The sequence below is a fragment of the Streptomyces sp. NRRL B-24484 genome (assembly GCF_000717715.1).
In the GTDB taxonomy this organism is placed as follows: Bacteria; Actinomycetota; Actinomycetes; order Streptomycetales; family Streptomycetaceae; genus Kitasatospora.
The window spans coordinates 98,304-119,891 of record NZ_JOAI01000031.1; the positions used below are offsets into that span (position 1 = coordinate 98,304).

Here is a 21,588-nt window from a genome sequence, read left to right on the forward strand (position 1 = left end):
CGGTGCGGTGGCGGCGGTCACCGGGCCGCGGGGGCGAAGCGGGCGATCGGGTTCACCAGCGTGCCTACCAGCTGCACGGCGGCGGACGGGTCGGCCAGGTCGACCATCTGCCGGTTGTTGCGCAGCTGCAGCCGGTTGAGGCAGGACAGCGCGAACTCGGGCGCGAACGGGTCGTACTGGTCGAAGCGGTCGGCGAGGTGCGGCACCGAGTCGCGGTAGTCGGCGACGCACTCGGCGACCGTCCGCCAGAAGCCGTCCTCGTCGAGCGCGCCGTCCTCGGCGAGGGTCGCGGCGAGGTAGCGGAAGAAGCAGTCGAAGACGTCGGTGAAGATCGACAGCAGCTTCATGTCCTCGGGCACCGCGGCGCGGACGCGCTGGACGGCGGGCGGCAGCACCGCGTTCTCGTCCATGACGACGATCTCCTCGGCGATGTCCTTGAAGACCGCCCGCTGCACGGTGCCGCCGTCCAGCACGAGGATCGTGTTCTCGCCGTGCGGCATGAACGCCAGGTCGTAGGCGTAGAAGCTGTGCAGCAGCGGGGTCAGGTAGGCGTCCAGGTAACGCCGCAGCCACACCTCGGGGGCGAGGCCGGACTGCCCGATCAGGGCGGCGGCCAGCGAGCGGCCCGCCCGGTCGGTGTGCAGCAGGGCGGCCATCGTCATCAGCCGCTCGTCGGGGGCGAGCGAGGGCACGGGGCTCTCCCGCCAGAGCGCGGCGAGCATCTTGCGGTACGGCGAGTACCGGTCGGTGGCGGCCTCGTACTGGCGGTGCCGGTAGCCGATCGCGGCGTGCTCGCGGATGATCGTCAGGCCGGTGCCGCGCAGCACCTCGTCGTCGGCGATCAGCTTGGCCAGCCAGTCGTTGATGGCCGGGGTGGCCTCCATGTAGGCGGCCGAGAGGCCGCGCATGAAGCCCATGTTGAGCACCGAGACGGCCGTCTTGACGTAGTGCCGGGACGGGGAGCTGGTGTTGAAGAAGGTGCGGATGGACTGCTGGGCGAGGTACTCGTCGTCGCCCTCGCCGAGGCAGACCAGCCGCTGCCGGGCGACCTCGCCGGCGAAGGTCACCGACAGCTTGTTCCACCACTGCCAGGGGTGCACCGGCAGCAGGTGGTAGTCGGAGAGCGAGAGCCCGCGGGCGGCCATCGCGGCGGCGAACCGGGCCAGGGTGGCCGGGTCGAGCTCCTGGCGGACCAGCGTGTCGTAGTCGGTGTCCGCGCAGGAGGTGAAGACCGAGTGGTCGCGGTGCGCGGCGAGCCAGACCAGCTTCACGGGGGAGGCGGCCTCCGGGGCGTACCGGTGGTACTCGTGCACGCCGAAGCCGATCCGGCCGTTGTTGGCGACGAAGCCGGGGTGGCCCTCGGTCATGCCGGTCTCGACGGTCTGGAAGTCGGCCTTGGCGAGTTCGTCGGCGCCGAGGGCGGGCCGGGACAGCTTGTAGGCGGTGCCGGCCAGGGTGGAGGAGATCTCCTCCAGGTAGACCGGCAGCACTTCGTCGGTCAGGCCCAGCGTGCCGCGCAGCTCGATGCAGAAGTCCAGTGCGTCGAGCGGGAGTTCCTGCTCGCCGCGGTGCCGGGTGACGGACCCGTCCGGGATCTGCCAGTGGTCGAGGGCGCGCAGCCGGGCGGCGAAGCGGTACTCCACCGCGCCGTCGTCGCTGCGGACGGCGTACCGGCCGTCGGGCAGCCGCTCGGGGACGAGCAGCCGCTCGTGCGAGAACTCGGCGAGCGCCTTGCGGACGAGCTGCCGGTTGGCCCGGGCCCAGGCGTCCGGCGTCAGGTGGGCGACGGCTTCGGCGGGCATCATGCGGCGGCTCCTGCGAGGGCGTGCTGGAACTGGGCGCGGGTGCAGACGCTGAGCAGGGCGTCCTTCTCCGGCTTGGCGATCGGGCCGATCACCTCGAAGCCGACGGCGGCGTTCAGGGCGTGGACGGCGGTGTTGCGGACGTCCGGCTCGACGACGACGCGGCGGACGGCCGGGTCGTCGAAGAGGAAGGCCATCACGGTGGTGATGACGGCCCGGGTGAAGCCGTGCACCGGGGTGTCGGCGGGCGCGCACAGGAAGTGCATGCCGACGTCGCCGGGTTCGGCGTCGTGGAGGCCGACGAGTTCGAGCCGGGCCGGGTCGTAGCGTTCGGCCAGGAAGGCCGGCACGCCGTCGACCATGCCGAGGAAGGCGTCGTGGTGCGGGTGCTCGGTGATCCGCCGGTACTCGGTGCGGACGTCGTCCTCGGTGGCGTCCTGCATCATCCAGAACGCGGCCTTGGGGCGGGTGACCCAGGCGTGCAGCAGCGCGGCGTCGGCGTCCGGGTCGAGCGGACGGATCGAGAACTCGCCGAGGCGGGCGTCGGTGCGGGTGAAGAGCGTCATACGGGGGCGCCCTCCGGCGCGCCGAACTCCTGGAAGGCGATGGTCTTCTCGATCGGGTAGACCTCGCGGCCGGTCAGCTCGCGCACGATCCACGAGTTGCGGTACGGGCCCATGCCGAGGTCGGGGGAGGTGATGCTGTGGGTGTGGGTGCCGGCGTTCTGCAGGAAGATCCCGCGCCCGGTGGTGTCGATGCTGTAGTTGCGGGCGACGTCGAAGCGGCCGCGGCCGTCCCAGCGGATCCGGTCGTGCACCGGCTCCAGGAAGGCCGGCGGGGTGTACGCGTAGCCGGTGGCCAGCACCAGGCCCTCGGTGGTCAGCGAGAAGTCCCGCTGCTGCTCGGCGTGGTGCAGCCCGAGGGTGTAGGTGCCCAGCGTCTCGTCGTACGAGGCGCTGCGCAGTGCGGAGTTGGTGAGCAGCCTGGTCGGGACGGGGCCCTTGACGCTCTTCTGGTAGAGCAGGTCGTAGATGCCGTTGATCAGGTCGGCGTCGATGCCCTTGAAGAGGCCCTTCTGCTCGGACTCCAGGCGGTAGCGCGTCTCCTCCGGCAGGGCGTGGAAGTAGTCCACGTACTCGGGGGAGGTCATCTCCAGGGTGAGCTTGGTGTACTCCAGCGGGAAGAACCGCGGCGAGCGGGTCACCCAGTCGAGCCGGTAGCCGTGCACGTCCGTCTCGGCGAGCAGGTCGTAGTAGATCTCGGCGGCGCTCTGGCCGCTGCCCACGACGGTGATGCTGCGCTTCCTCTGCAGCGCCTGCTTGGCGTCCAGGTAGCCGGAGTTGTGCACCAGGTCGCCGCCGAGCCCGCGGCAGGGCCCGGGCAGGAAGGGCGGGGTGCCGGTGCCGAGCACCAGGTGCCGGGCGCGGTGCCGCACCGTCCCGCCGGCGGTCCCGGAGACGACGGTGTACAGGCCGTCGGCCTCGTCGTACTCGATCCGGGTCACGGTGTGCCCGAAGCGGACGCTGCGCAGCTTGGCGGCGGCCCAGCGGCAGTAGTCGTCGTACTCGCTGCGCACCGGGTAGAACATCTCGCGGATGTAGAACGGGTACAGCCGGCCCCGCTCCTTCAGGTAGTTGAGGAAGGAGTACGGCGAGGTCGGGTCGGCGAGCGTCACCAGGTCGGCCATGAACGGCGTCTGCAGGGTGGCGAAGTCGAGCAGCATCCCGGGGTGCCAGTCGAAGTCCGACTTGCTCTCCAGGAACACGCCGTCGAGGCCGTCGATCGGCTCGGTGAGGCAGGCGAGGCCCAGGTTGTAGGGACCCAGCCCGATCGCGACGAAGTCGTGGGTGGACATGCTTCTCCCGTGGTGCGGAGGGGGGCGGGGATCAGACCGCGGTGGGGCAGAGCTCGGGGGCGACGGCGGCCCGGTCGTTGACGTACCGGCCGGCGTGTTCGGCGAGGAGGTCGAGGACGTGCGCGATGTCGTCCAGTGTGGTCTCCGGGTTGAGCAGGGTGAACTTCAGGTAGTGGCGGCCGTCGACCCTGGTGCCGGCGACGACGGCCTCGCCGGAGGCGGCGAGCGCCTCGCGGGCGTACAGGTTGGCCTCGTCGGCGAGTTCGCGGGACGGGCCGGCGGGCGGCAGCCAGCGGAAGACGACGGTGGACAGCTGCGACTTGGTGACGACCTCGAAGCGCGGGTCCTCGGTGAGCATCTCCCAGGCGGCGGCGGCCCGGTCGACGACCTCGTCGAAGAGCAGGCCGACGGCCTCGGCGCCCATGACGCGCAGGGTCAGCCAGAGCTTGAGGGCGTCGAAGCGCCGGGTGGTCTGGATGCTCTTGTCGACCTGGTTGGGGATCCGCCGCTCGGCCATCCGGGCCGGGTTGAGGTAGTCCGCGTAGTAGGTCGCGTGCCGCAGCGTGCTGCCGTCGCGGACCAGAACGGCGGAGGAACTGATCGGCTGGAAGAAGGACTTGTGGTAGTCGACGGTGACCGAGTCGGCCCGCTCGATGCCGTCGAGCAGCCGCCGGCGGGTGGGGGAGACGAGCAGTCCGCAGCCGTAGGCGGCGTCCACGTGCATCCACACCCCGGCGGCGGCGCACAGGCCGGCGATCTCGGGCAGCGGGTCGATCGAGCCGAAGTCGGTGGTGCCGGCGGTGGCGACCACGGCCATCACGGTCAGGCCCTCGGCGGTGCAGCGGGCGAGCTCCCGGGCGAGCGCCTCGGGCTTCATCCGGCGGCTGCGGTCGGTCTCCACGGAGATCACCGCGTCCGTGCCGAGGCCGAGCAGTTTCGCGGACTTCTTGACGCTGAAGTGGCTGGCTTCGGAGGCGATGATGCGCAGCTTCGGCAGCAGTTCGTGCTTGGCCGGCGGGGTGTCGGCGGCGGCCGCGAGGGCGGCGCAGGCCTCTTCGCGGGCGAGCAGCAGGGCCTGGAAGTTGGACTGGGTGCCGCCGCTGGTGAAGACGCCGTCGGCGTCCGGGCCGAGGCCGATCCGCTCGGCCGTCCAGTCGACCAGGCGGCGCTCGATGAGGGTGCCGCCGGCGCTCTGGTCCCAGGTGTCCAGCGAGGAGTTGACGGCGGTGAGGACGGCCTCGCCGAGCAGGGCGGGGATCACCACCGGGCAGTTGAGGTGGGCCAGGTAGCGCGGGTGGTGGAAGTAGACGGCGTCGCGGAGGTAGACGTCCTCCAGCTCGGCGAGCGCCTCGGCGGGGTCGCCGAGCGGACGGTCGAGGTCGATGCCGGATATCTCCGGGGCCAGCCGGTCCGGGGTCGTCCCGGTGAAGGGGCGGGTGGTGGTGGAGACCTTGGCGGCGACGGTCTCGACGCCGGCCCGCAGGGAATCCCGGTAGCGCTCCACCGTGCGGTCGTTGAACAGGTGTGATCTGGCGTCCTCCAGGGTGGCGGTGCTGCCTGCCGACGGCTCGACGGTGTGGCCCCGGAAACTCATGGTCAGTCCTCAACGGTCGCGGACGGGGAGTGGAACTTAGGTTAGCCTATCCTAAGTTCCATGCGGGCGCGACGGCCCGCCCCCGGATTCGGGGAACGGGCCGTCGTGGAGGTGGCGCTGACGGTGTGTCGGAAATCAGTCCCCGTCAGGAGCGGTGCCGGAGGCGGCCTCCAGTCGGAGCTGCTCCTCGGAGGCGCCGCGCCGCCAGTAGCCGGCGAAGGTCACCGCGGTGCGGTCCGTCCCGCGCTCGCCGACCAGGTGCCGGCGCAGCGCCCGGACGCTCCCGGACTCGCCGGCGATCCAGGCGTACGGGGTGCCCCCCGGCAGGTCGGCCGCGCGGACCGCCTCCACCAGCGGGGTCGCCCCGCTCTCCCGGACCAGCCAGGTGATGTCCACCTCCGGTCCGGCGGCCAGGTCCTGGATGTCCTCCGCGTACGGGACCTCGATCCAGACCCGGGCGCGGGTGGTCGGCGGCAGCCCGTCCAGGATGCCGCCGACGGCGGGCAGCGCCGTCTCGTCCGCGGCCAGCAGCACCCAGTCGGTGCCGGCCGGCGGACGGAAGCAGACGCTGCGGTTGTCCTCGACGGCCGGGCCGAGCAGGACCACCCGGTCGCCCGGTGCGGCCTTCGCCGCCCATACGGCGGCCGGCCCGGCAGCACCGGGCGAGTCCACCCCGTGCAGCACGAAGTCGACGTCCACCTCGTCCGGGTCGCGGCGCTGCGCGCGGACGGTGTACGAGCGCATCACCGCCCGGACGCCCTCGTCGAGGGCCCGCCAGGCGGCGAACCGGCCCTCGCCCTCTCCGATCGGCAGCACCGGGGCGTCCTGCCCGGGGTGCGGCAGGAAGAGCGAGAAGCTCTGGTCCCGGCCGCCCGAGGCGAAACCGGCCAGCTGCGCGCCGCCGAAGGTGACCCGCAGCATCGTCGGCCCGAGCCGGCGGGTGCGGACGACCCCGGCCTCGAAGAACCCGTACTGCGCCGCGATCGCGGAAGCGGTGGCCATGGCGGCGTCAGCTCACCTTCCTGGCGTTCCGGATCGCCTTGGCGAGGTTCTCCAGCAGCGGCGCGGCGCCCGCGTACGAGAAGCGCGGCACCGCGTCCCACGGGGTGATCTGGCCGGCCTTGACGGCGGGCAGCTGGCCCCAGGCCGGCTTGGCGGCGAGGTCCTTGGGCTGCAGCGAGGTGGAGCGGTTGTCCAGCAGCAGCAGGTCGGCGGGGAACTTGCCGGCGTTCTCCCAGCTGAGCGCCTCGAAGTAGTCGCCGGCCTCCAGCTTGGTGGGCACCACGATGTCGACGCCGAGCTCGGCGAAGTACATCAGGTCGGTGGAGATCTTCGGGTTGGAGACGTAGAAGACGTCCGCACTGCCCGAGCAGGCCATCACCTTGATGCCGCCGCCGGCCTTGGCCGCCTGGCGGAGCTCCTCGGCGGCCTTCTCGAAGCGGGCCTTGGCGTCGGTGACCTTCTTGGCCTTCAGGTCCGCGCCGAGCGACTCCGCGAGCGCGGCGTACCGCTCGATCGGCTTGGTCATCGGGACGCGGGCGGTGGTGATCGCGGCGCTCGGGGCGAGCCCCAGGATCTTGTCCTTGCTCTCGTCCGGCACGTACCACAGCGCGTCCGGGTCGTACATGTGCGTCACCAGCAGCTCGGGCCGCAGCGCCGCGTACTTCTCGACGCTGAACTCGCCCCAGGCGTTGCCGAGGATCTCGACCGTGTCGACCTTCAGGTCGCCGGCCGTCGGGTCGGCCTTGCCGTCGGCGGTCTTCGTCTCGCCGAAGACGCCGACGATCTGCTCGTCCAGGCCGAAGTCCACCAGGGCCGCCGCGGTGCCGGTGTACGCCACGATCCGCTTCGGCGCGGACCCGGCGGTGAGCGCCTTCCTGCGGTCGTCGGTGAACGACCAGGGGCCCGCACCGGCGGGCTTCGCCGAGGAGCCCGACGCGTCGGAACCCGAACCGCCGCTGCTGCCGCAGGCGGCGAGCACGGCACCGAGGGCGGTGGCGCCACCGGCGGCGAGCAGGCCGCGACGGGAGAGGTGAGCGGCAGTTCTGGAACGCGGCATGACGGTGTCTCTCTCGGTTCGAAGGGGGCGGGCGCAGCGGCTGGTGCAGGCGGGGGCTGGCAGCGGACCCGCAGCGGGACTTAGGTTAACCTAACCTAAGTCGTTGTCCAGAGGGGCTTCCGGAAAACGGTCCCCGCCAGCGTCGGAGCACCATCCGTGTCCCTCACCAAGCCGCCACAGGCCCAAGGGAGTTCGGCCGAACCCGCCGACCCCCGACGACGCCCTCCCGGCGCCCGCACCGCGCTGCGCGCCGCCGGCCTCCTCGTCGCCCTCGCCGTCCTGCTCACCGTCCTGGCGCTGAGCATCGGCGTCGGCGCCAAGGAGCTCTCGCCCGCCGAGGTCTGGCACGGCCTCACCGACCCCGCCTCCGGCTCGTACACCGTCGTCCACGAGATGCGGCTGCCGCGGACCCTGCTCGGCCTGCTCGCCGGCACCGCGCTGGGCCTCGCCGGCGGCGTCATGCAGGCCCTCACCCGCAACCCGCTCGCCGACCCCGGCCTGCTCGGCATCAACGCCGGCGCCTCCGCCGCCGTCGTCTCCGCCGGCACCTTCCTCGGCATCGCCACCTTCGACGGCTACGTCTGGTTCGCCCTCGCCGGCACCGCCGCGGTCGCCGCCCTGGTCTACGCCGTCGGCGGCGGCCGCGGTGCCACCCCGGCCCGGCTCGCCCTCGCCGGCTCCGCCCTCAACGCCACCCTCTACAGCTACGTCAGCGCCCTGATGCTGCTCGACTCCGGCGCCCTGGAGAAGATGCGCTTCTGGACGGTCGGCTCGCTCGCCGGCGCCCAGGGCTCCACCGTGCTCAAGGTGCTGCCGTTCATCGCCGCGGGCCTGCTGCTCGCCCTCGCCCTCGCCCGGCCGCTCAACGCGATGGCGCTCGGCGACGACTCCGCCCGCGCCCTCGGCGCCCGGCCCGAACTGGTCCGCGCCGCCGCGATCACCGCCGTCACCCTGCTCTGCGGCGCCGCCACCGCGGCCTGCGGCCCGATCGTCTTCGTCGGCCTGATGGTGCCGCACTTCGTCCGCGCCCTCACCGGCCCCGACCTGCGCTGGCTCTTCCCGTACTGCGCCGTCCTCGCCCCCGTCCTGCTGCTCGGCGCCGACGTGCTCGGCCGCGTCCTCGGACGGCCCGGCGAACTCCAGGTCGGCATCGTCACCGCCGTCCTCGGCGGCCCCTTCTTCCTCTACCTCGCACGCCGCGGAAAGGTGGCCCGGGCATGAGCAGCACCCTCCGGATCGGCGCCGCCGTCTCCGTCCGCCACCGGCCCCGCGCCCTGCTGGCCGGTGCCGCGGCCGCCCTGCTCGCCCTCGCCGTCGGCGTCCTCGCCCTCGGCAGCGGCGACTACCCGATGAGCACCTCGGACGTGCTGCGCACCCTCACCGGCGGCGGCAGCCCCGCCGAGGACTTCATCGTCAACGACCTGCGGCTGCCCCGCGTCGTCACCGCCCTGCTGGTCGGCGCCGCCCTCGCCCTGGCCGGCGCGCTCTTCCAGTCCCTCGTCCGCAACCCGCTCGGCAGCCCCGACGTCCTCGGCTTCACCCAGGGCGCCGGCGCCGGCGCCCTGCTGGTCGTCCTCGCCGGCGGCAGCAGCCTCGCCCTGGCCGGCGGCGCGGTCGCCGGCGGCATCGCCACCGGCGCCGCCATCTACGCCCTCGCCTGGCGACAGGGCGTCCAGGGCAGCCGGCTCGTCCTCGTCGGCATCGGCAGCGCCGCCGTCCTCACCGGCATCAACGGCTACCTGCTGACCCGCACCCAGCTGATGGACGCCGCCCGCGCGATGCTCTGGCTCACCGGCAGCCTCGACGGCCGCGGCTGGCGCGACGCCGTCCCGCTGCTGATCGCCCTCGCCGTCCTCGGCCCCGCAGTCCTGCTCGGCGCCGGCCGCGCCCTGCGGATGCTGGAGATGGGCGACGACGCCGCCGGCGGCCTCGGCATCCGGGTCGAACGCGTCCGCCTCGCCCTGCTCGCCTGCGCCGTCCTGCTCGCCGCGCTCGCCGCGGCCGCCGCCGGCCCGGTCAACTTCGTCGCCCTCACCGCCCCCCAGCTGGCCAAGCGGCTCACCCGCGCACCCGGCCCCAACCTGCTCGCCGCCATGTGCACCGGCGCCGCCCTGCTCGTCACCGCCGACTACCTCGCCCAACGGGCCTTCGCCGGCCACCAGCTGCCGGTCGGCGTCGTCACCGGCGTCCTCGGCGGCGGCTACCTGGTCTGGCTCCTCGCCACCGAGCGCCGGGCAGGCCGGATTTGAGCAGACAGCCCGCGCCCCGCACCCGCACCACGACCCGGAACGGAGTCCCGACCATGGAAACCGGCGGACCGCGCCTCGCCGGCGCCGACCTCACCCTCGCCTACGAGAAGCGCACCATCGCCGAGGGCCTGACCGTCACCGTCCCCGACCGGTCGTTCACCGTCGTCGTCGGCCCGAACGCCTGCGGCAAGTCCACCCTGCTGCGCGCCCTCTCCCGCACCCTCAAGCCGTCCGCCGGCTCGGTGCTGCTCGACGGCCAGGACATCGCCTCGATCCCGGCCCGCAAGGTCGCCCGCACCCTCGGCCTGCTGCCGCAGTCCTCCGTCGCCCCCGACGGCATCACCGTCGCCGAACTCGTCGCCCGCGGCCGCTACCCGCACCAGGGCCTGCTCCGCCAGTGGTCCGCCCGGGACGAGGAGGTCGTCACCGAGTCGATGGCCGCCACCGGCGTCGGCACCCTCGCCGACCGGCTCGTCGACGAGCTCTCCGGCGGCCAGCGCCAGCGCGTCTGGATCGCCATGGCGCTCGCCCAGGAGACCCCGCTGCTGCTCCTCGACGAACCCACCACCTACCTCGACATCGCCCACCAGATCGAGGTCCTCGACCTGTGCGCCCGGCTGCACGAGGAGCAGGGCCGCACCCTCGTCGCCGTCCTGCACGACCTCAACCACGCGGCCCGCTACGCCACCCACCTGATCGCCATGCGCGACGGCGAGGTCGTCGCCTCCGGCCCGCCCACCGAGATCGTCACCGCCGAACTCGTCGAGGAGGTCTTCCGGCTGCCCTGCCGGGTCATCGAGGACCCCGAGACCGGAACCCCGCTGGTCGTCCCCGCCGCCCGCCGCGGCGCCGTGCGCCCCGAGGGGAGCCGGGCATGACCGCCCGCACCCACCGCGACGCGTACGGGATCCCGCACCTGCGCGCCGACGACCCGCTCGAACTCGCCCGCGCCCAGGGCCGCAACGCCGCCGCCGACCGGGCCTGGCAGATCGAGGTCGAGCGGCACCGCGCCCGCGGCACCTCCGCCGCCTTCCTCGGCGCCGACGCGCTCGGCTGGGACGTCTTCGCCCGGCGGGCCCGGCTCGCCGACACCGCCCGCCGCTGCTACGAGGCGCTCGCCCCGGCGACCGCCGCGTGGGTCCGCGCCTACGTCGACGGCGTCAACGGCGGTCTCGCCGAACACGGCCACCGGGCACCCGAGTTCGCCGCCGCCGGGACCGCCCCCGGCCACTGGGAGCCGTGGACCCCGCTCTCCGTCTGGCTCTCCCACCACGTCCTGTTCGCCGGCTTCCCCACCAAGCTCTGGCGCGACCGGGTCGCCCGCACCCTCGGCGAGGAGCACACCGAACTCTTCGCCACCGACGGCCCCGGCACCGCCGGCAGCAACGGCTGGCTGATCGCCGGCGAACGCACCGCCAGCGGCGCCGCCCTGATCGCCGGCGACCCGCACCGCTTCATCGAGGACCCGGGCATCTACCAGCAGATCCGGCTGGCCTGCCCGGAGTTCGACGTGATCGGCCTGGCCGTGCCCGGCGTCCCCGGCATCGGCCACTTCGGCCACACCGGCGGCGTCGCCTGGGCGATCACCAACGCCATGGCCGACTACCAGGACCTCTACCGGGAGCGGCTGCGCCGCACCGACGGCCCCGACGGCCCGGGCGTCGAGGCGCTCGGCCCGGACGGCTGGCGGCCCGCCGCCGTCCACCGCGAGACGGTCGAGGTCGCCGGCGCCGGACCGGTGGAGATCGAGATCGTCGAGACCGCCCGCGGACCGGTGATCACCGGCGGTCCCGACGGCACCGACGGGGGCGGGGAGGCCCTCAGTCTCCGCTGCCTGCCGCGGGTCGACGCCGAGCTCGGCTTCGACGCGCTGCCCGCCCTGCTGCGCGCCCGTACCGTCGCCGACGTCGACCGCGCCCTCGACCACTGGATCGAGCCGGTCAACGTCGTCCAGGCCGCCGACACCGCGGGCGGCCTGCTGCACCGGGTCGCCGGCGCCGTCCCGGACCGGCCCCGCGCCAACAGCCTGCGGCCCGTCCCCGCCTGGGAGGCCGAGCACGCCTGGCGCGGCCGGCGGCCGATGCCGCGCGCCGAGGTGCACGGCACCGCGGTGATGGCCAATCAGCGGGGCCTCGCGGCCCCGCTCGGCGTGGAGTTCGCGCCGCCGCACCGGGCCGACCGGATCGCCGAACTGCTCGCCGCCCCGGTCGCCTGGACGGCGGCCGACACGGCGGTCGTCCACATGGACACCCACCTGGCCTCCGCCGCCCCGCTGCTCGACCTGCTCGCCTCCCTGGAGGGATTGGGCCCGGCCGCGGAGAAGCTCCGCGACCGGCTGCTGGTCTGGGACCGCCGGATGGCGGCCGACTCCGCCGACGCCGCCCGGTTCGCCGAACTGCGCTCCGCGGTCGTCCGCCGCTTCGCCGCCGAACCGGCGCTCGCCGGCCTCACCGGGCCCTCGCCGTACCCGGATCCGTTCCTGCCCTGGCTGGCGCTGCTGCCCCGGATCGCCTACGCGCTGGAGACCCTGCTGGCGGAGGACCGGCTGCCCGGCGTGGACCGGGCCGCGCTGGTGCGGGCCGCCGCCGAGGAGACCGCCGCGGCCGAGGACACCGGCCGCACCTGGGGCGCCACCCACCGGCTGGCGCCCTGGCAGGCGCTGCCCGGCGTCGACGGCGGATCCGACGACGCGTGGCCGGGACTGGCCGGCGACCACGACTGCGTGCTCTCCACCTCCAGCGTGCCCGGCTTCACCGACCGCAGCGCCCGCGGCTCGGCGGCCCGGTACGTCTGGGACCTCGCCGACCGCGACAACAGCCGCTGGGTGGTGCCGTTCGGCGCCTCCGGGCTGCCCGGCCACCCGCACCGGCGCGACCAGCTGCCGCTGTGGCTGAGCGGCGGCCTCGTACCCGTCACCACCGACTGGACCCGTCTCACCGAGGAGCCGTGATGACCGCCGACACCCCCGCCCGGGCGGCCCTGCCCGCGGACCGCCCCGCGCTGCACGAGGAGCAGCTGCCCGCGTTGGGCGCCGTCCGGATCGTCGAGCTGGACCCGGCCGCCGACGCCGGGCTCGTCCACCGCTGGGTCACCGAACCCCGCGCCCGTTACTGGGGCATGCTCGACGCCGACCGCGAACAGGTCCGGGAGACCTACGCGTACGTCGACTCGCTGACCACCCACCACGCCTTCCTCGCCCTGCGCGACGGCCGCCCGGCCGCGCTCTTCCAGAGCTACCGGCCCGAGCACGACCCGGTCGGCGAGTGCTACGAGGTCCGGCCCGGCGACCACGGGATGCACCTGCTGATCGGCCCGCCGGACGGCCCCCCGCAGCACGGCGTCAGTCGGGCGCTGGTCGGCGTGTTCGTCCGCTTCCTGTTCGCCGACCCGGCCCGCCGCCGGATCGTCGCCGAGCCGGACGCCCGCAACGGCCGGGCGATCGCCCTGCTGCGGCGCTGCGGCTTCGAACCCGGCCCGGAGATCGAGAAGCCGGAGAAGCGGGCCCGGCTGGTCTTCCTCGACCGGGCCGCCGCCGGGCCCGCCTGACCCGGGCTCAGACGGTCAGCACGATCTTGCCCGGGGTGGCGCGCGACCCGATCAGACCGTGCGCCTTCGCGGCCTCCTCCAGCGGCAGCACGTGCTGCACGTACGGCCGCAGCAGGCCCTGCTCGACCAGCGCGGCCAGGGCCGTCAGCCCGGCGGCGTCGGGTTCGACCACCGGCCCGGCGAGGCGCCGGCCGGCCGCCGCGGCGGCTGCGGCGAGCTCCGGGCTGTTCCGCTCGATCAGGGTGATCAGGACGCCGTCCTCGGCGAGCACCGGCAGCGAACGCGGCCCGTAGCCGCCGACCCCGTCGAGGACGACGTCGATCCCGTCCAGCCCGGCGGCGAAGTCGCCGGTCCGGTAGTCGATGACGCGGTCGGCGCCGAGCGAGCGGAGGAGGTCGTGCTTGGCGGCGCTCGCCGTGGCCAGCACCTCCGCGCCGCGGGCCTTGGCGATCTGCACCGCGAGGTGGCCGACCCCGCCGCCCGCGCCGTGCACCAGGACGCGCATGCCCTCGCGCAGGCCGGCCGTGCCGACCAGCGCCTGCCAGGCGGTGAGTCCGGCCAGCGGCAGCGCGGCGGCCCGCACGTGGTCCAGGGCCGCCGGCTTGCGGACGAGGTGCCCGGCCGGCGCGGCGACGTACTCGGCGTAGGCGCCGGCCGGCCGCGGGAAGCACGGCATGCCGAAGACCTCGTCGCCGACCTCGAACCGGGTGACGTCGGGGGCGACCTCCTCGACCACGCCCGAGACGTCCCAGCCGAGTACGAACGGCGGCTCGCCGAGCATCGGCAGCGTGCCGGCCCGGACGTGGGCGTCCACCGGGTTGACCGAGGCCGCCCGTACCCGGACCAGCACCTCGCCGGGGCCGGGGACCGGCCGGGCGGCCTCGGTCGGGACGAGGACGTCGGGGGTGCCGAAGGACAGCTGGGTGACGGCGCGCACAGGGAACTCCTCGGGGCTGCTGGAGGCGCGGCAGGGAGGCCCCGCCGACCGGTTCGGGATCCACCGTAGGAGCCGGACGGAAGACGGCGAATGGCTGATCCGCTCGATTCGATGTCCGATCGTCTCTCCTCCGCGGACGGGCGGATAGGCTCGCCGGGTGGACATCCTCACCGACGCCGTCGCCTCCGTCCGGACGGGCAGTCCCGTCTCCGCCCGCACCGACTGCCGGGCGCCCTGGGGCCTGCGCTTCGCCGAGCAGACCGGCGCCGGCTTCCACGTGGTGCTCTCCGGCACCTGCTGGCTGATCGAGCCCGGCGGTGCGGCCACCCCGCTCGGCCCCGGCGACGTGGTCTTCGCGCGCAGCGGCCGCGAGCACGTCCTCGCCGACGACCCCGGCTCCCCGGTCGTGGACTACCGGGCCGACCGCAGCTGGCCGCTCCCGCCGGGCCCGGGCCCCGCCGACGCCGGCAGCGGCCCGGTCACCTCGATCCTCTGCGGCTCCTACCTCCTCGACCAGGAGCGCCCCCACCCGCTGGTCGCCACCCTGCCGCCGCTGATCCACCTGCCGGCCCGGCGCGGCCGCCACACCGCGCTCGCCTCCGCGGTCGACCTGCTCGCCGCCGAACTGGAGCGGCCCGGCCCCGGCTCGGACGGCATCGTCACCCAGCTGATCGACCTGCTGCTGCTCTACATCCTGCGGGCCTGGCTCGACGAGCAACCCGACGCCGCAGCGGCCGGCTGGGCCGCGGCCCTGCGCGACCCGGCGATCGCCCCCGCGCTGAAGGCGATCCACGCGGAGCCGGGCGGCGCCTGGACGGTCGAGGGCCTCGGCGCCGGCGTCGGACTCTCCCGGGCCGCCTTCGCCCGCCGCTTCACCACCCTGGTCGGCGAACCGCCGCTCGCCTACCTCACCCGCTGGCGGATGACCACCGCGGCCGGGCTGCTGCGGCACTCCGACACCCCGATCGCGGTGGTCGGCGACCGGGTCGGCTACCGCTCCGAATTCGCCTTCGCCAAGGCCTTCAAACGCGCGTACGGGCTGCCGCCCGGCCAGTACCGGCGGCGGGCCCGCGACGCCGCCTGAACCGGGAGCGGGCCCCGTCCGCCGGCGGCGTCCAACACGCCGAGGTCGGCCGAGGGGGCGCGGGCGGACGGTCCGCGACGGATACTGGCGCCATGGTCCAGAACCCAGAGAACCCGGAGTTCCCCGAAGACTACGACGAGGAGTCGCCGGCCGTCATGGAGGCGGAGGACGAGGAGCGGGAGGTGGCCGAGCGCCAGGGCGACGAACTGGAGCAACTGCGCGAGCGGCGGGCCCTCGGCGCGGACCAGGCCGACGACGGGGACGCCGTCGAGCAGTCCATCGTGGTCTCCCTCGACGAGGACGACTACCGGGACTGAGGCGGCCACGGGCCCCCGGGGGCGCTGCCCCCGGCGTGTGCCCTCCTACAGGGCCCGACGGCGCTGGAGCCAGCTGAAGGCGAGCCAGCCCGGGAGGACCGGGAGCAGGAAGACAAGCAGCCGGAAGAGCATCACCGCGGCGAAGGCACTGCCCTGGTCCATCCCGCCGGTGTGCGCCAGGCCCTCCGTCAGCAGGCCCTCCACCACGCCCGCGCCGCCCGGCGTGGGCGCGGCGGAGCCGGCCGCGTTGCCGGCCAGGAACACCACGGCCACCGCGCTGAACGACGGCCGGGCGCCGACCGCCATCGCGCAGCAGTACAGGCAGGCCACGAAGGCCGTCGACACCAGCAGTTGGCCGGCGATGCCGGCCGCCAGCTTGCCGGGCTGCTGGAGCAGGTCGAGCAGGCGGGGCAGCACCTCGGCCCGCAGCGGCCGCAGCAGGCCGGCGATCCGCCGCCGCAGCCAGGGCACGGCCAGCGCGGACAGCAGCACGACCGCGACCAGGCCGAGCCCCGCCGCGAGCCAGGCCGGGCTGGGCAGTTCGGTCTGCGGGCCCAGGCCCACCAGGGTGGTGAAGAAGGCGAGTTGCAGCATGTGCAGCGCCAGCCCGACCAGCTGGGAGGCGCCCACGCTGGAGAGTGCCTGGGCGGTCGGGATCCCGCTGGCCTGCAGGAAGCGGGTGTTCAGCGCGATGCCGCCCACCCCGCCGGGCGAGACCAACTTGACGAAGGAGCCGGCCACTTGGGCGGCCAGCGCGCCGCGCGGGTCGAGCCGCTCCGGGACGAAGCCGATGAATCCGAGGGCGGCCGCGCCGTAACTGGCCACGGCCGCGAGGACGGCCGCCGAGAGCCAGAACGGGTCGGCGTCGGCCACCGCCCGGAAGGAGTCCAGGCCGGAGCCGAACAGCGCCTGCAGCAGCAGGTACCCGCCCGCCATGCCGGCCGCCACGGTCGCCAGGGTGCGCGGCCGCAGCCGCTCCAGCCGGACGGGCTCCACCGGCGCCTGCGGGCGCAGCCGCAGCACCTCCGCGCGTATCGCGGCGGCCAGTTCGGGCTGCTCGGCGAGCGCCTCGCGGGTCGCCCGCGGCAGGGCGATCGGCTGCAGCAGCGGCAGGGCGCCGCCGATCGCCGCCGGTCCGAGCACCGCCGCGCCGGCGGCCACCGCCCGCTCCGCACCGGCCCGCAGCGCCAGCGCGGTGAGCATCCCGGCCACGTCGAGCCGCAGCAGCAGCTCCCCGGCCGCGATCTCGCCGTGGGCGAGTTCGGTGAGCTGGACCTCGCCGTCCGGGCCGAGCCGGACGGTGTCGGGGCCGAGGGTGCGGTGGGCGATGCTGCGCCGGTGCAGCAGGTGCAGCTGCCGCCAGGCGTCGCGGAGCACCTCGTCGGTGACCTCGTCCGCGGGGACGTCCCCGAGCGGCCGGCCGGGCAGGTGGCGGTAGGCCACCAGGGCGGCGTCCGGTCCGAGTTCGGCGGCGGCCAGCGGTTCCGGGGTGCGCACCCCGGCGGCGAAGGCGGCGTGCGCCACCAGGGTCTGGTGCTCCAGGCCCTCGCGCAGCGAGCGCAGGCCGAGCGGCAGCGGGGCGGTGCGCAGCCGCATCAGCTGCCAGACGTGCTGCGGGAGGCCCAGCGCGGCGGCGCGCCGGTCGAGCAGCCGGACGTCCAGGTCGGGCCGGTCCTGGTGCTGGGTGACCAGGTAGCGGCAGGGGCCGGCCACCCGCACCGTGCGGGGGCGGGTGCCGGCGTTGCGCAGGGTCACCCAGAGCTGCAGTTCGGACGGCTCGCGGGTGGGTTCGCCCACCGCCCAGGCGACCAGGTGGGCGGTGGTCCAGCCGACCAGCAGGGCGAGCAGCACCGAGAGCGGGGTGGCGTAGCCGGTGAGCAGTCCGGACAGGCCGGCGGCGGTGAGGGTGGCGGCCAGCGAGGCCCGCCAGCGGGGGAGTCCGCCGGTGCCGACCGCGGTCATGAAGGCCAGCACGGGGGCCAGGTGCCCGTACACCGGGTCGGTGCGGCCGAGGCCCTCGGGGGAGGGGTGGGTGAGGGCGGTCAGCCCGCCGACGGCGAGGTCGAGGAGGAGCGAGACGGCGTAGGCCAGGACGGCGGCGAGCACGCCGTCGGCGACCTGCCGGCCGGCCCGGCGCAGCACCCGTCCGACGGCGAAGGCCAGCGGCACCAGCAGCAGGGCGGCGCCGCTGCAGGCGGCCAGCAGCCGGACGGGCGGCCGGGGCAGCAGCCCGGTGCCCTCGGCGACGTCGGCGTCCAGTCCGCCGGCGGTGCCCTGGGCGTACTGGGCGATCAGCAGGAGCAGGCCGATCACGGCGAGCCCGGTCAGGGCACGGATCAGCGCCGCGGGGTGCCGCACCCGGCGGTGACGCGGTGTCGCGGGTGCGGTCCGCAGTTCTCCTGCAGGGGTCAGCGTGGCCACGCGGCATGCTCCCACATCCCCCGGACGGGGGAGTGCGGTGCCGGTCACGGGGCCCGGGCCCCGGCCCCGCCGGGGCGTCCGGCCCGAGGTGCGGGCGCGGCGGGCCGCAGGTACAGAAAGGAGTGAAAACGCTAAAATCCGGACATAACACCCCGTGCGGCCGTGTTCCCCGAGCCCCGCGCCCCCGCGGGCGGCCCGGCTGCCGAAGGGAGGCCGACCATGGCCAAGCAGACCACCGGCAAGATGACCAAACTCCGCCGCGGCACCCAGGAGCTCCTCGAACGCCGCGGCATGGCCAGCAATCCGGGCCCGCTCGCCCCGCAGCTGCACACCGACACCGCCTCCGCCGCCCGCAGCGGGCCGTACTTCGGGGACGCGATGTTCAGCCACGGCGGGCGCCGCACCTCCACCACCGCGGGGCCGATGGCCGGTGTCGCCCACCACGTCGAACTGCCGGGTCACCGGCACCGCGGCGCGGAGAAGCACTCCGCGCACTGAGCCCTCCCCGTCCGTACCGGCCGCGCCCCGCCGACGCCGACGGGGCGCGGCCGCACGCCGATGCGGAAGAGTGGGGCGCGTGCCGCCGCCCGGCGGCCGTCCCCGACGCGGAGGAGCACCGCATGTCCGACAGCCCCCTGCTGCAGACCCGCGAGGAGTGGCTCGCCTCGCTGCCCCGGGTGTACGCGGCCGCCGGCTGCCTGATCACCGACCCGCAGGGCCGGGTGCTGATCGTCAAGGCCGGCTACCGCGAGCACTGGCAGTTCGTCGGCGGCACCGTCGACCTCGGCGAGAACCCGCAGCAGTGCGCCGGGCGCGAACTGCGCGAGGAGACCGGCATCGAGAAGGAGGCCGGCGAGCTGCTGGCCGTCGCCTGGACCAACCCGTCCGGCGAACTCGACCACCCCGCCTGCCACTTCCTCTTCGACCTGGGAACCCTGCCGGCCGACACCCCGATCACCCTGCCCGCCGGTGAACTCGACGACCACCGCTGGGCGGAGGTCGACGAGGCGCTCGAACTGCTCGGTCCGGCCCGCTCGCTGCGCCTGTCGGCCGGCCTCGCCGCCCGCGCCGACGGCCGCGTCCGGATCGTCAGCAGCCCGGTCAGCGGCTTCTGAGCGCGGGCCGCGGCCTCACAGGACGAGCTTGAAGCCGTCGTGGCTGCGCTCGAACCCCAGTGAGGCGTAAAAGCGGTGGGCCTCCGTCCGGCGCTTGTTGCTGGTCAGCTGGACGAGGCCGCAGCCCTGCCCGCGGGCCCGGTCGACCGCCCGGGCCAGCAGCAGCCGGCCGAGGCCCCCGCCGCGCCGGTCGGCCCGGATCCGGACGGCCTCGATCAGTGCCCGCTCCGCGCCGCCCCGGCCGAGGCCGGGGATGCGGGTCAGCTGCAGGCAGCCGAGCACGGTGCCGTCACCCTCGTCGAGCACCAGCAGTTCGTTGCGCGGATCCGCCTCGATGGCGGCGAAGGCCGCCTCGTACGCTGCACCGACCTGCACCGATGCAGGGTCGGTGACGGCGGACTCGTCGGCGAGCAGGGCGAGCACGGCGGGCAGGTCGCCGCGGACGGCGGTACGGACGATCACACGGGGGAGTCTGGCAGATGGAGGTCCTGGAGTACCCGGAGGCCGAGGTGCCGGCCCGGTTGCGGGCCCGGGTGGGGGCCCTGCAGGAGCGGGCCTGGCCCACCGGGGCGCCCGATCCGGGGATCAGCCACGACCCGGCGCTCGACCCGCGGAGCATGCTGCTGGTCGACGGGCCGCGGGTGGTGGCCGCCCTCGACCTGCTCGGCAAGGAGCTCCGGCACGCGGACGGGGTGTTCGCCGTCCGCGGCCTGTCCGCCGTGGTCACCGACCCGGCCCTGCGGGGCCGCGGCCACGGGCTGGCCCTCGTCACGGCCGCCCGCGCGCGGATGGCCGCGCTCGGCGCCGACCTCGGGCTGTTCACCTGCGACCGGCCGCTGCGCGGCTTCTACGAGCGGGCCGGCTGGGAGGTGCTGCCCGGCGCCGTCCTGGTCGGCGGGACGGCCGAGGAGCCCTTCCCGAGCGACCGGCCGGGCTTCGACAAGGTCGTCCTCGCAGGCTTCCTCTCCGCGCACGGCCGGGCCCGCCGGTCCTCCTTCGCCGGTGCCCGGATCGCCCTCCACCCGGGCACGGTCGACCGCCTCTGGTAGCGGCCCCGGCAGCGCGCCCGGGGCCCGGGGGTCAGCCCAGCAGCCGGGCCCGGACGGCCGCGGTGTCGGCCGCCGGCAGGAAGGCGGCCGGCTCGAACTCGGCGATCGTCTCCAGCAGCGCCGCCTCGGCCGTGGTGCCGGCCCCGTCCAGCACCGCCTCGATCTCCGCGGTCTCGTCGGGACGGCCCAGCATCGCCCAGAGCGGGCGCAGGTTGCCGGCGCTCAGCAGGTAGTCGTCGACGATCGCGTCGGCCGTCACCCCGGCCACCGCGAGCAGCACCAGGGCGGCGAGCCCGGTGCGGTCGCGGCCCGCCCCGCAGTGCACCACCACACCGCCCCGCGCCGCCCCGCCGACCGCGGCCACCACCTCCGCCACCGCCCGCGGGCAGTGGTCCAGGTACGGCCGGAAGGCCAGCGGGGTGCCGTCCAGGCCGCCGAACCGGGCCCACCAGTCCGGGCCGGCCAGTTCGTCCAGCGGCACCCGCACCAGGTCCACGCCGTCCGGGCGCTCCAGCAGCGGCCGGTACTCCTCCTCGTTGCGTAGGTCGACCACGGTGCGGATGCCGTGCGCCTGCAGCGCGGCCCAGCCCTCGGCGGTCAGCCGGTCCAGGTTGTCGGCGCGGACGACGGCCCCCCGCCTCGTCCGCCGGCCGTCCCGGGTGGGCAGCCCGCCGAGCTCGCGCACATTGAGGCAGCCGTCCCACACCAGGCGCCGATCGTCCGTCATGTCCCGTTCCCCCCAGCCGTTGCGGGGGTCCCTGCGGACCCCCCGGAGATCAGACTCCCGGGGGTGCGCCGATGGTTCCCCGGGCGCCGCGCGCCGCCGGGGCCCGGCGGTTCAGGCGTCGAAGGACCACAGGTCGCGGCCGGCCGTGTCGCGGCAGCGGACGGCGCCGAAACGGGTGTCGCCGACCGAGAGGAAGCCGGTGGCCGCGCCGCGGAGCACCTCGCGGGCGACCGGGTCCGCAGGGGACCAGTCGCCGTACAGCCGCAGCACCCGCCCGGCCAGCTCCGTCCGGCGGATCGGGGCGACGTCGGCGAGCCGCAGTGCGGCGTTGACGTCCACCAGCTCCTCCGGTCCGAGGTAGCGCTCGGTGCCGCCGGAGGCCGTCTCCAGGCGGCGGATCAGTTCCGGCAGCCCGTAGTGGCGGACGGCTGCCACCGTGTCCTGGACGGCGACCGACCAGCGCGGGCCGGGGGTGATCTGCCACCACACGTCGCCGCCGACCGGCAGCAGCCGGCCGATCCGGGTCCGCCAGGACTCCAGGCCGGTGACGGCGTTCGGGTCCGGCCGCAGCGCCCGTCCGGGCCGGTCCGCCGCCCAGGCGGACTTGCGGGTGAGCCCGAGGTTCACGGTGTAGCGGACGACGTGGTCGTCGGCGCTGCCGACCTCGACGCCGAGCAGTGCCCAGTGCTCCTCGTCGGGCAGGGCGAAGGTGTGCCGCCAGCCGGTGAAGCCCATGGCGCGCAGGGCGGGCGCGAGGTGGTCGCGCATGCCCTCCGCGAAGAGCGTCCGGGCAGAGGTCATCACGGTGTCCTGAGGGTAGGCGGGTCCGGGGG

The 21,588-nt window shown here is 75.1% G+C and carries 21 protein-coding genes; 10 read left to right on the forward strand and 11 right to left on the reverse strand.

The genetic code is table 11. The annotated features are described in order from the left end of the window. Positions 1-17: 17 nt before the first annotated feature. From IE98_RS0125705 to IE98_RS0125730, 6 genes are all read right to left on the reverse strand, one after another. Positions 18-1,805 (reverse strand): IucA/IucC family protein, encoded by a 1,788-nt coding sequence (locus IE98_RS0125705; protein ID WP_030272812.1) that lies wholly within the window; start codon positions 1,803-1,805, stop codon positions 18-20. Then, the gene (locus IE98_RS0125710; RefSeq protein WP_030272814.1) at positions 1,802-2,368 is read right to left on the reverse strand and encodes a GNAT family N-acetyltransferase; all 567 of its coding nucleotides are present in this window, start codon (positions 2,366-2,368) and stop codon (positions 1,802-1,804) included. Before IE98_RS0125710 ends, IE98_RS0125705 begins: the two co-directional genes overlap by 4 nt. Further along, complete coding sequence (locus IE98_RS0125715; protein ID WP_030272819.1) at positions 2,365-3,657, reverse strand: lysine N(6)-hydroxylase/L-ornithine N(5)-oxygenase family protein; 1,293 nt, start codon at positions 3,655-3,657, stop codon at positions 2,365-2,367. The genes IE98_RS0125710 and IE98_RS0125715 overlap by 4 nt, the downstream gene beginning before the upstream one ends. 31 nt (positions 3,658-3,688) lie before the next feature. Continuing rightward, positions 3,689-5,251: a pyridoxal phosphate-dependent decarboxylase family protein gene (locus IE98_RS0125720; protein ID WP_030272821.1), complete on the reverse strand. Its 1,563-nt coding sequence runs from the start codon at positions 5,249-5,251 to the stop codon at positions 3,689-3,691. 135 nt (positions 5,252-5,386) lie between these two features. Beyond that, positions 5,387-6,253: a siderophore-interacting protein gene (locus IE98_RS0125725; RefSeq protein ID WP_030272824.1), complete on the reverse strand. Its 867-nt coding sequence runs from the start codon at positions 6,251-6,253 to the stop codon at positions 5,387-5,389. A 7-nt stretch (positions 6,254-6,260) separates the two neighbouring features. Beyond that, positions 6,261-7,310, reverse strand: a complete 1,050-nt coding sequence (locus tag IE98_RS0125730) for an ABC transporter substrate-binding protein (RefSeq protein ID WP_030272826.1) — start codon at positions 7,308-7,310, stop codon at positions 6,261-6,263. 156 nt (positions 7,311-7,466) lie between these two features. Here IE98_RS0125730 and IE98_RS0125735 point away from each other — a divergent pair, with 156 nt between their 5' ends. The 5 genes from IE98_RS0125735 to IE98_RS0125755 are packed head-to-tail and all read left to right on the forward strand — an operon-like array spanning position 7,467 to position 13,105. Continuing rightward, positions 7,467-8,531 (forward strand): iron ABC transporter permease, encoded by a 1,065-nt coding sequence (locus tag IE98_RS0125735; RefSeq protein WP_030272827.1) that lies wholly within the window; start codon positions 7,467-7,469, stop codon positions 8,529-8,531. Beyond that, positions 8,528-9,559 carry a FecCD family ABC transporter permease gene (locus IE98_RS0125740; RefSeq protein ID WP_030272829.1) on the forward strand — a complete coding sequence of 344 codons (1,032 nt, stop codon included), beginning with the start codon at positions 8,528-8,530 and terminating at the stop codon, positions 9,557-9,559. Before IE98_RS0125735 ends, IE98_RS0125740 begins: the two co-directional genes overlap by 4 nt. Before the next feature lie 53 nt (positions 9,560-9,612). Continuing rightward, positions 9,613-10,437, forward strand: a complete 825-nt coding sequence (locus IE98_RS0125745) for an ABC transporter ATP-binding protein (RefSeq protein ID WP_030272831.1) — start codon at positions 9,613-9,615, stop codon at positions 10,435-10,437. Then, complete coding sequence (locus IE98_RS0125750) at positions 10,434-12,509, forward strand: penicillin acylase family protein (RefSeq protein ID WP_030272833.1); 2,076 nt, start codon at positions 10,434-10,436, stop codon at positions 12,507-12,509. Before IE98_RS0125745 ends, IE98_RS0125750 begins: the two co-directional genes overlap by 4 nt. Beyond that, complete coding sequence (locus IE98_RS0125755; protein WP_043175112.1) at positions 12,509-13,105, forward strand: GNAT family N-acetyltransferase; 597 nt, start codon at positions 12,509-12,511, stop codon at positions 13,103-13,105. Before IE98_RS0125750 ends, IE98_RS0125755 begins: the two co-directional genes overlap by 1 nt. Positions 13,106-13,112: 7 nt before the next feature. Here IE98_RS0125755 and IE98_RS0125760 read toward each other — a convergent pair whose 3' ends face one another. After that, a complete protein-coding gene (locus IE98_RS0125760) occupies positions 13,113-14,042 on the reverse strand; it encodes an NADP-dependent oxidoreductase (protein WP_030272837.1) in 930 nt (309 codons plus the stop codon). Positions 14,043-14,199: 157 nt separating this feature from the next. Between IE98_RS0125760 and IE98_RS0125765 the strand changes: the two genes are divergently transcribed. After that, a complete protein-coding gene (locus IE98_RS0125765; protein ID WP_030272839.1) occupies positions 14,200-15,126 on the forward strand; it encodes an AraC family transcriptional regulator in 927 nt (308 codons plus the stop codon). A gap of 92 nt (positions 15,127-15,218) precedes the next feature. Next, positions 15,219-15,443, forward strand: coding sequence for a hypothetical protein (locus IE98_RS0125770; RefSeq protein WP_030272841.1), 225 nt, complete (start codon positions 15,219-15,221; stop codon positions 15,441-15,443). Between the two features lie 45 nt (positions 15,444-15,488). Here IE98_RS0125770 and IE98_RS0125775 read toward each other — a convergent pair whose 3' ends face one another. Then, entirely contained in the window at positions 15,489-17,864 is a 2,376-nt protein-coding gene (locus IE98_RS0125775; RefSeq protein ID WP_159401052.1) for a lysylphosphatidylglycerol synthase transmembrane domain-containing protein, read from the reverse strand. A gap of 219 nt (positions 17,865-18,083) precedes the next feature. On the opposite strand from IE98_RS0125775, the gene IE98_RS49400 reads away from it, so the two are divergent. Further along, positions 18,084-18,362, forward strand: coding sequence for a hypothetical protein (locus IE98_RS49400; protein ID WP_030272845.1), 279 nt, complete (start codon positions 18,084-18,086; stop codon positions 18,360-18,362). A gap of 122 nt (positions 18,363-18,484) precedes the next feature. Further along, on the forward strand, positions 18,485-18,979 hold the full coding sequence (locus tag IE98_RS49405) for an NUDIX domain-containing protein (RefSeq protein ID WP_030272850.1): 495 nt from the start codon (positions 18,485-18,487) through the stop codon (positions 18,977-18,979). Positions 18,980-18,994: 15 nt separating this feature from the next. On the opposite strand, the gene IE98_RS0125790 is transcribed toward IE98_RS49405, so the two are convergent. Continuing rightward, the gene (locus IE98_RS0125790; protein ID WP_030272851.1) at positions 18,995-19,441 is read right to left on the reverse strand and encodes a GNAT family N-acetyltransferase; all 447 of its coding nucleotides are present in this window, start codon (positions 19,439-19,441) and stop codon (positions 18,995-18,997) included. 17 nt (positions 19,442-19,458) lie between these two features. On the opposite strand from IE98_RS0125790, the gene IE98_RS0125795 reads away from it, so the two are divergent. Continuing rightward, positions 19,459-20,028 carry a GNAT family N-acetyltransferase gene (locus IE98_RS0125795; protein ID WP_030272852.1) on the forward strand — a complete coding sequence of 190 codons (570 nt, stop codon included), beginning with the start codon at positions 19,459-19,461 and terminating at the stop codon, positions 20,026-20,028. Positions 20,029-20,059: 31 nt separating this feature from the next. On the opposite strand, the gene IE98_RS0125800 is transcribed toward IE98_RS0125795, so the two are convergent. Further along, positions 20,060-20,755 carry a tyrosine-protein phosphatase gene (locus IE98_RS0125800; protein ID WP_030272853.1) on the reverse strand — a complete coding sequence of 232 codons (696 nt, stop codon included), beginning with the start codon at positions 20,753-20,755 and terminating at the stop codon, positions 20,060-20,062. A gap of 111 nt (positions 20,756-20,866) precedes the next feature. Then, positions 20,867-21,588, reverse strand: a 722-nt coding sequence (locus IE98_RS0125805; protein ID WP_234443674.1) for a DUF4304 domain-containing protein, incomplete at its 5' end; no start/stop codon positions are given.

What these genes read in the sequence shown, in the direction of transcription:
- IE98_RS0125705 (WP_030272812.1), bottom strand. Translation starts at nt 1,805, where the DNA reads ATGATGCCCGCCGAAGCCGTCGCCCACCTGACGCCGGACGCCTGGGCC.
- IE98_RS0125710 (WP_030272814.1), bottom strand. Translation starts at nt 2,368, where the DNA reads ATGACGCTCTTCACCCGCACCGACGCCCGCCTCGGCGAGTTCTCGATC.
- IE98_RS0125715 (WP_030272819.1), bottom strand. Translation starts at nt 3,657, where the DNA reads ATGTCCACCCACGACTTCGTCGCGATCGGGCTGGGTCCCTACAACCTG.
- IE98_RS0125720 (WP_030272821.1), bottom strand. Translation starts at nt 5,251, where the DNA reads ATGAGTTTCCGGGGCCACACCGTCGAGCCGTCGGCAGGCAGCACCGCC.
- IE98_RS0125725 (WP_030272824.1), bottom strand. Translation starts at nt 6,253, where the DNA reads ATGGCCACCGCTTCCGCGATCGCGGCGCAGTACGGGTTCTTCGAGGCC.
- IE98_RS0125730 (WP_030272826.1), bottom strand. Translation starts at nt 7,310, where the DNA reads ATGCCGCGTTCCAGAACTGCCGCTCACCTCTCCCGTCGCGGCCTGCTC.
- IE98_RS0125740 (WP_030272829.1), top strand. Translation starts at nt 8,528, where the DNA reads ATGAGCAGCACCCTCCGGATCGGCGCCGCCGTCTCCGTCCGCCACCGG.
- IE98_RS0125745 (WP_030272831.1), top strand. Translation starts at nt 9,613, where the DNA reads ATGGAAACCGGCGGACCGCGCCTCGCCGGCGCCGACCTCACCCTCGCC.
- IE98_RS0125750 (WP_030272833.1), top strand. Translation starts at nt 10,434, where the DNA reads ATGACCGCCCGCACCCACCGCGACGCGTACGGGATCCCGCACCTGCGC.
- IE98_RS0125755 (WP_043175112.1), top strand. Translation starts at nt 12,509, where the DNA reads ATGACCGCCGACACCCCCGCCCGGGCGGCCCTGCCCGCGGACCGCCCC.
- IE98_RS0125770 (WP_030272841.1), top strand. Translation starts at nt 15,219, where the DNA reads ATGGTCCAGAACCCAGAGAACCCGGAGTTCCCCGAAGACTACGACGAG.
- IE98_RS49400 (WP_030272845.1), top strand. Translation starts at nt 18,084, where the DNA reads ATGGCCAAGCAGACCACCGGCAAGATGACCAAACTCCGCCGCGGCACC.
- IE98_RS49405 (WP_030272850.1), top strand. Translation starts at nt 18,485, where the DNA reads ATGTCCGACAGCCCCCTGCTGCAGACCCGCGAGGAGTGGCTCGCCTCG.
- IE98_RS0125795 (WP_030272852.1), top strand. Translation starts at nt 19,459, where the DNA reads ATGGAGGTCCTGGAGTACCCGGAGGCCGAGGTGCCGGCCCGGTTGCGG.
- IE98_RS0125800 (WP_030272853.1), bottom strand. Translation starts at nt 20,755, where the DNA reads ATGACGGACGATCGGCGCCTGGTGTGGGACGGCTGCCTCAATGTGCGC.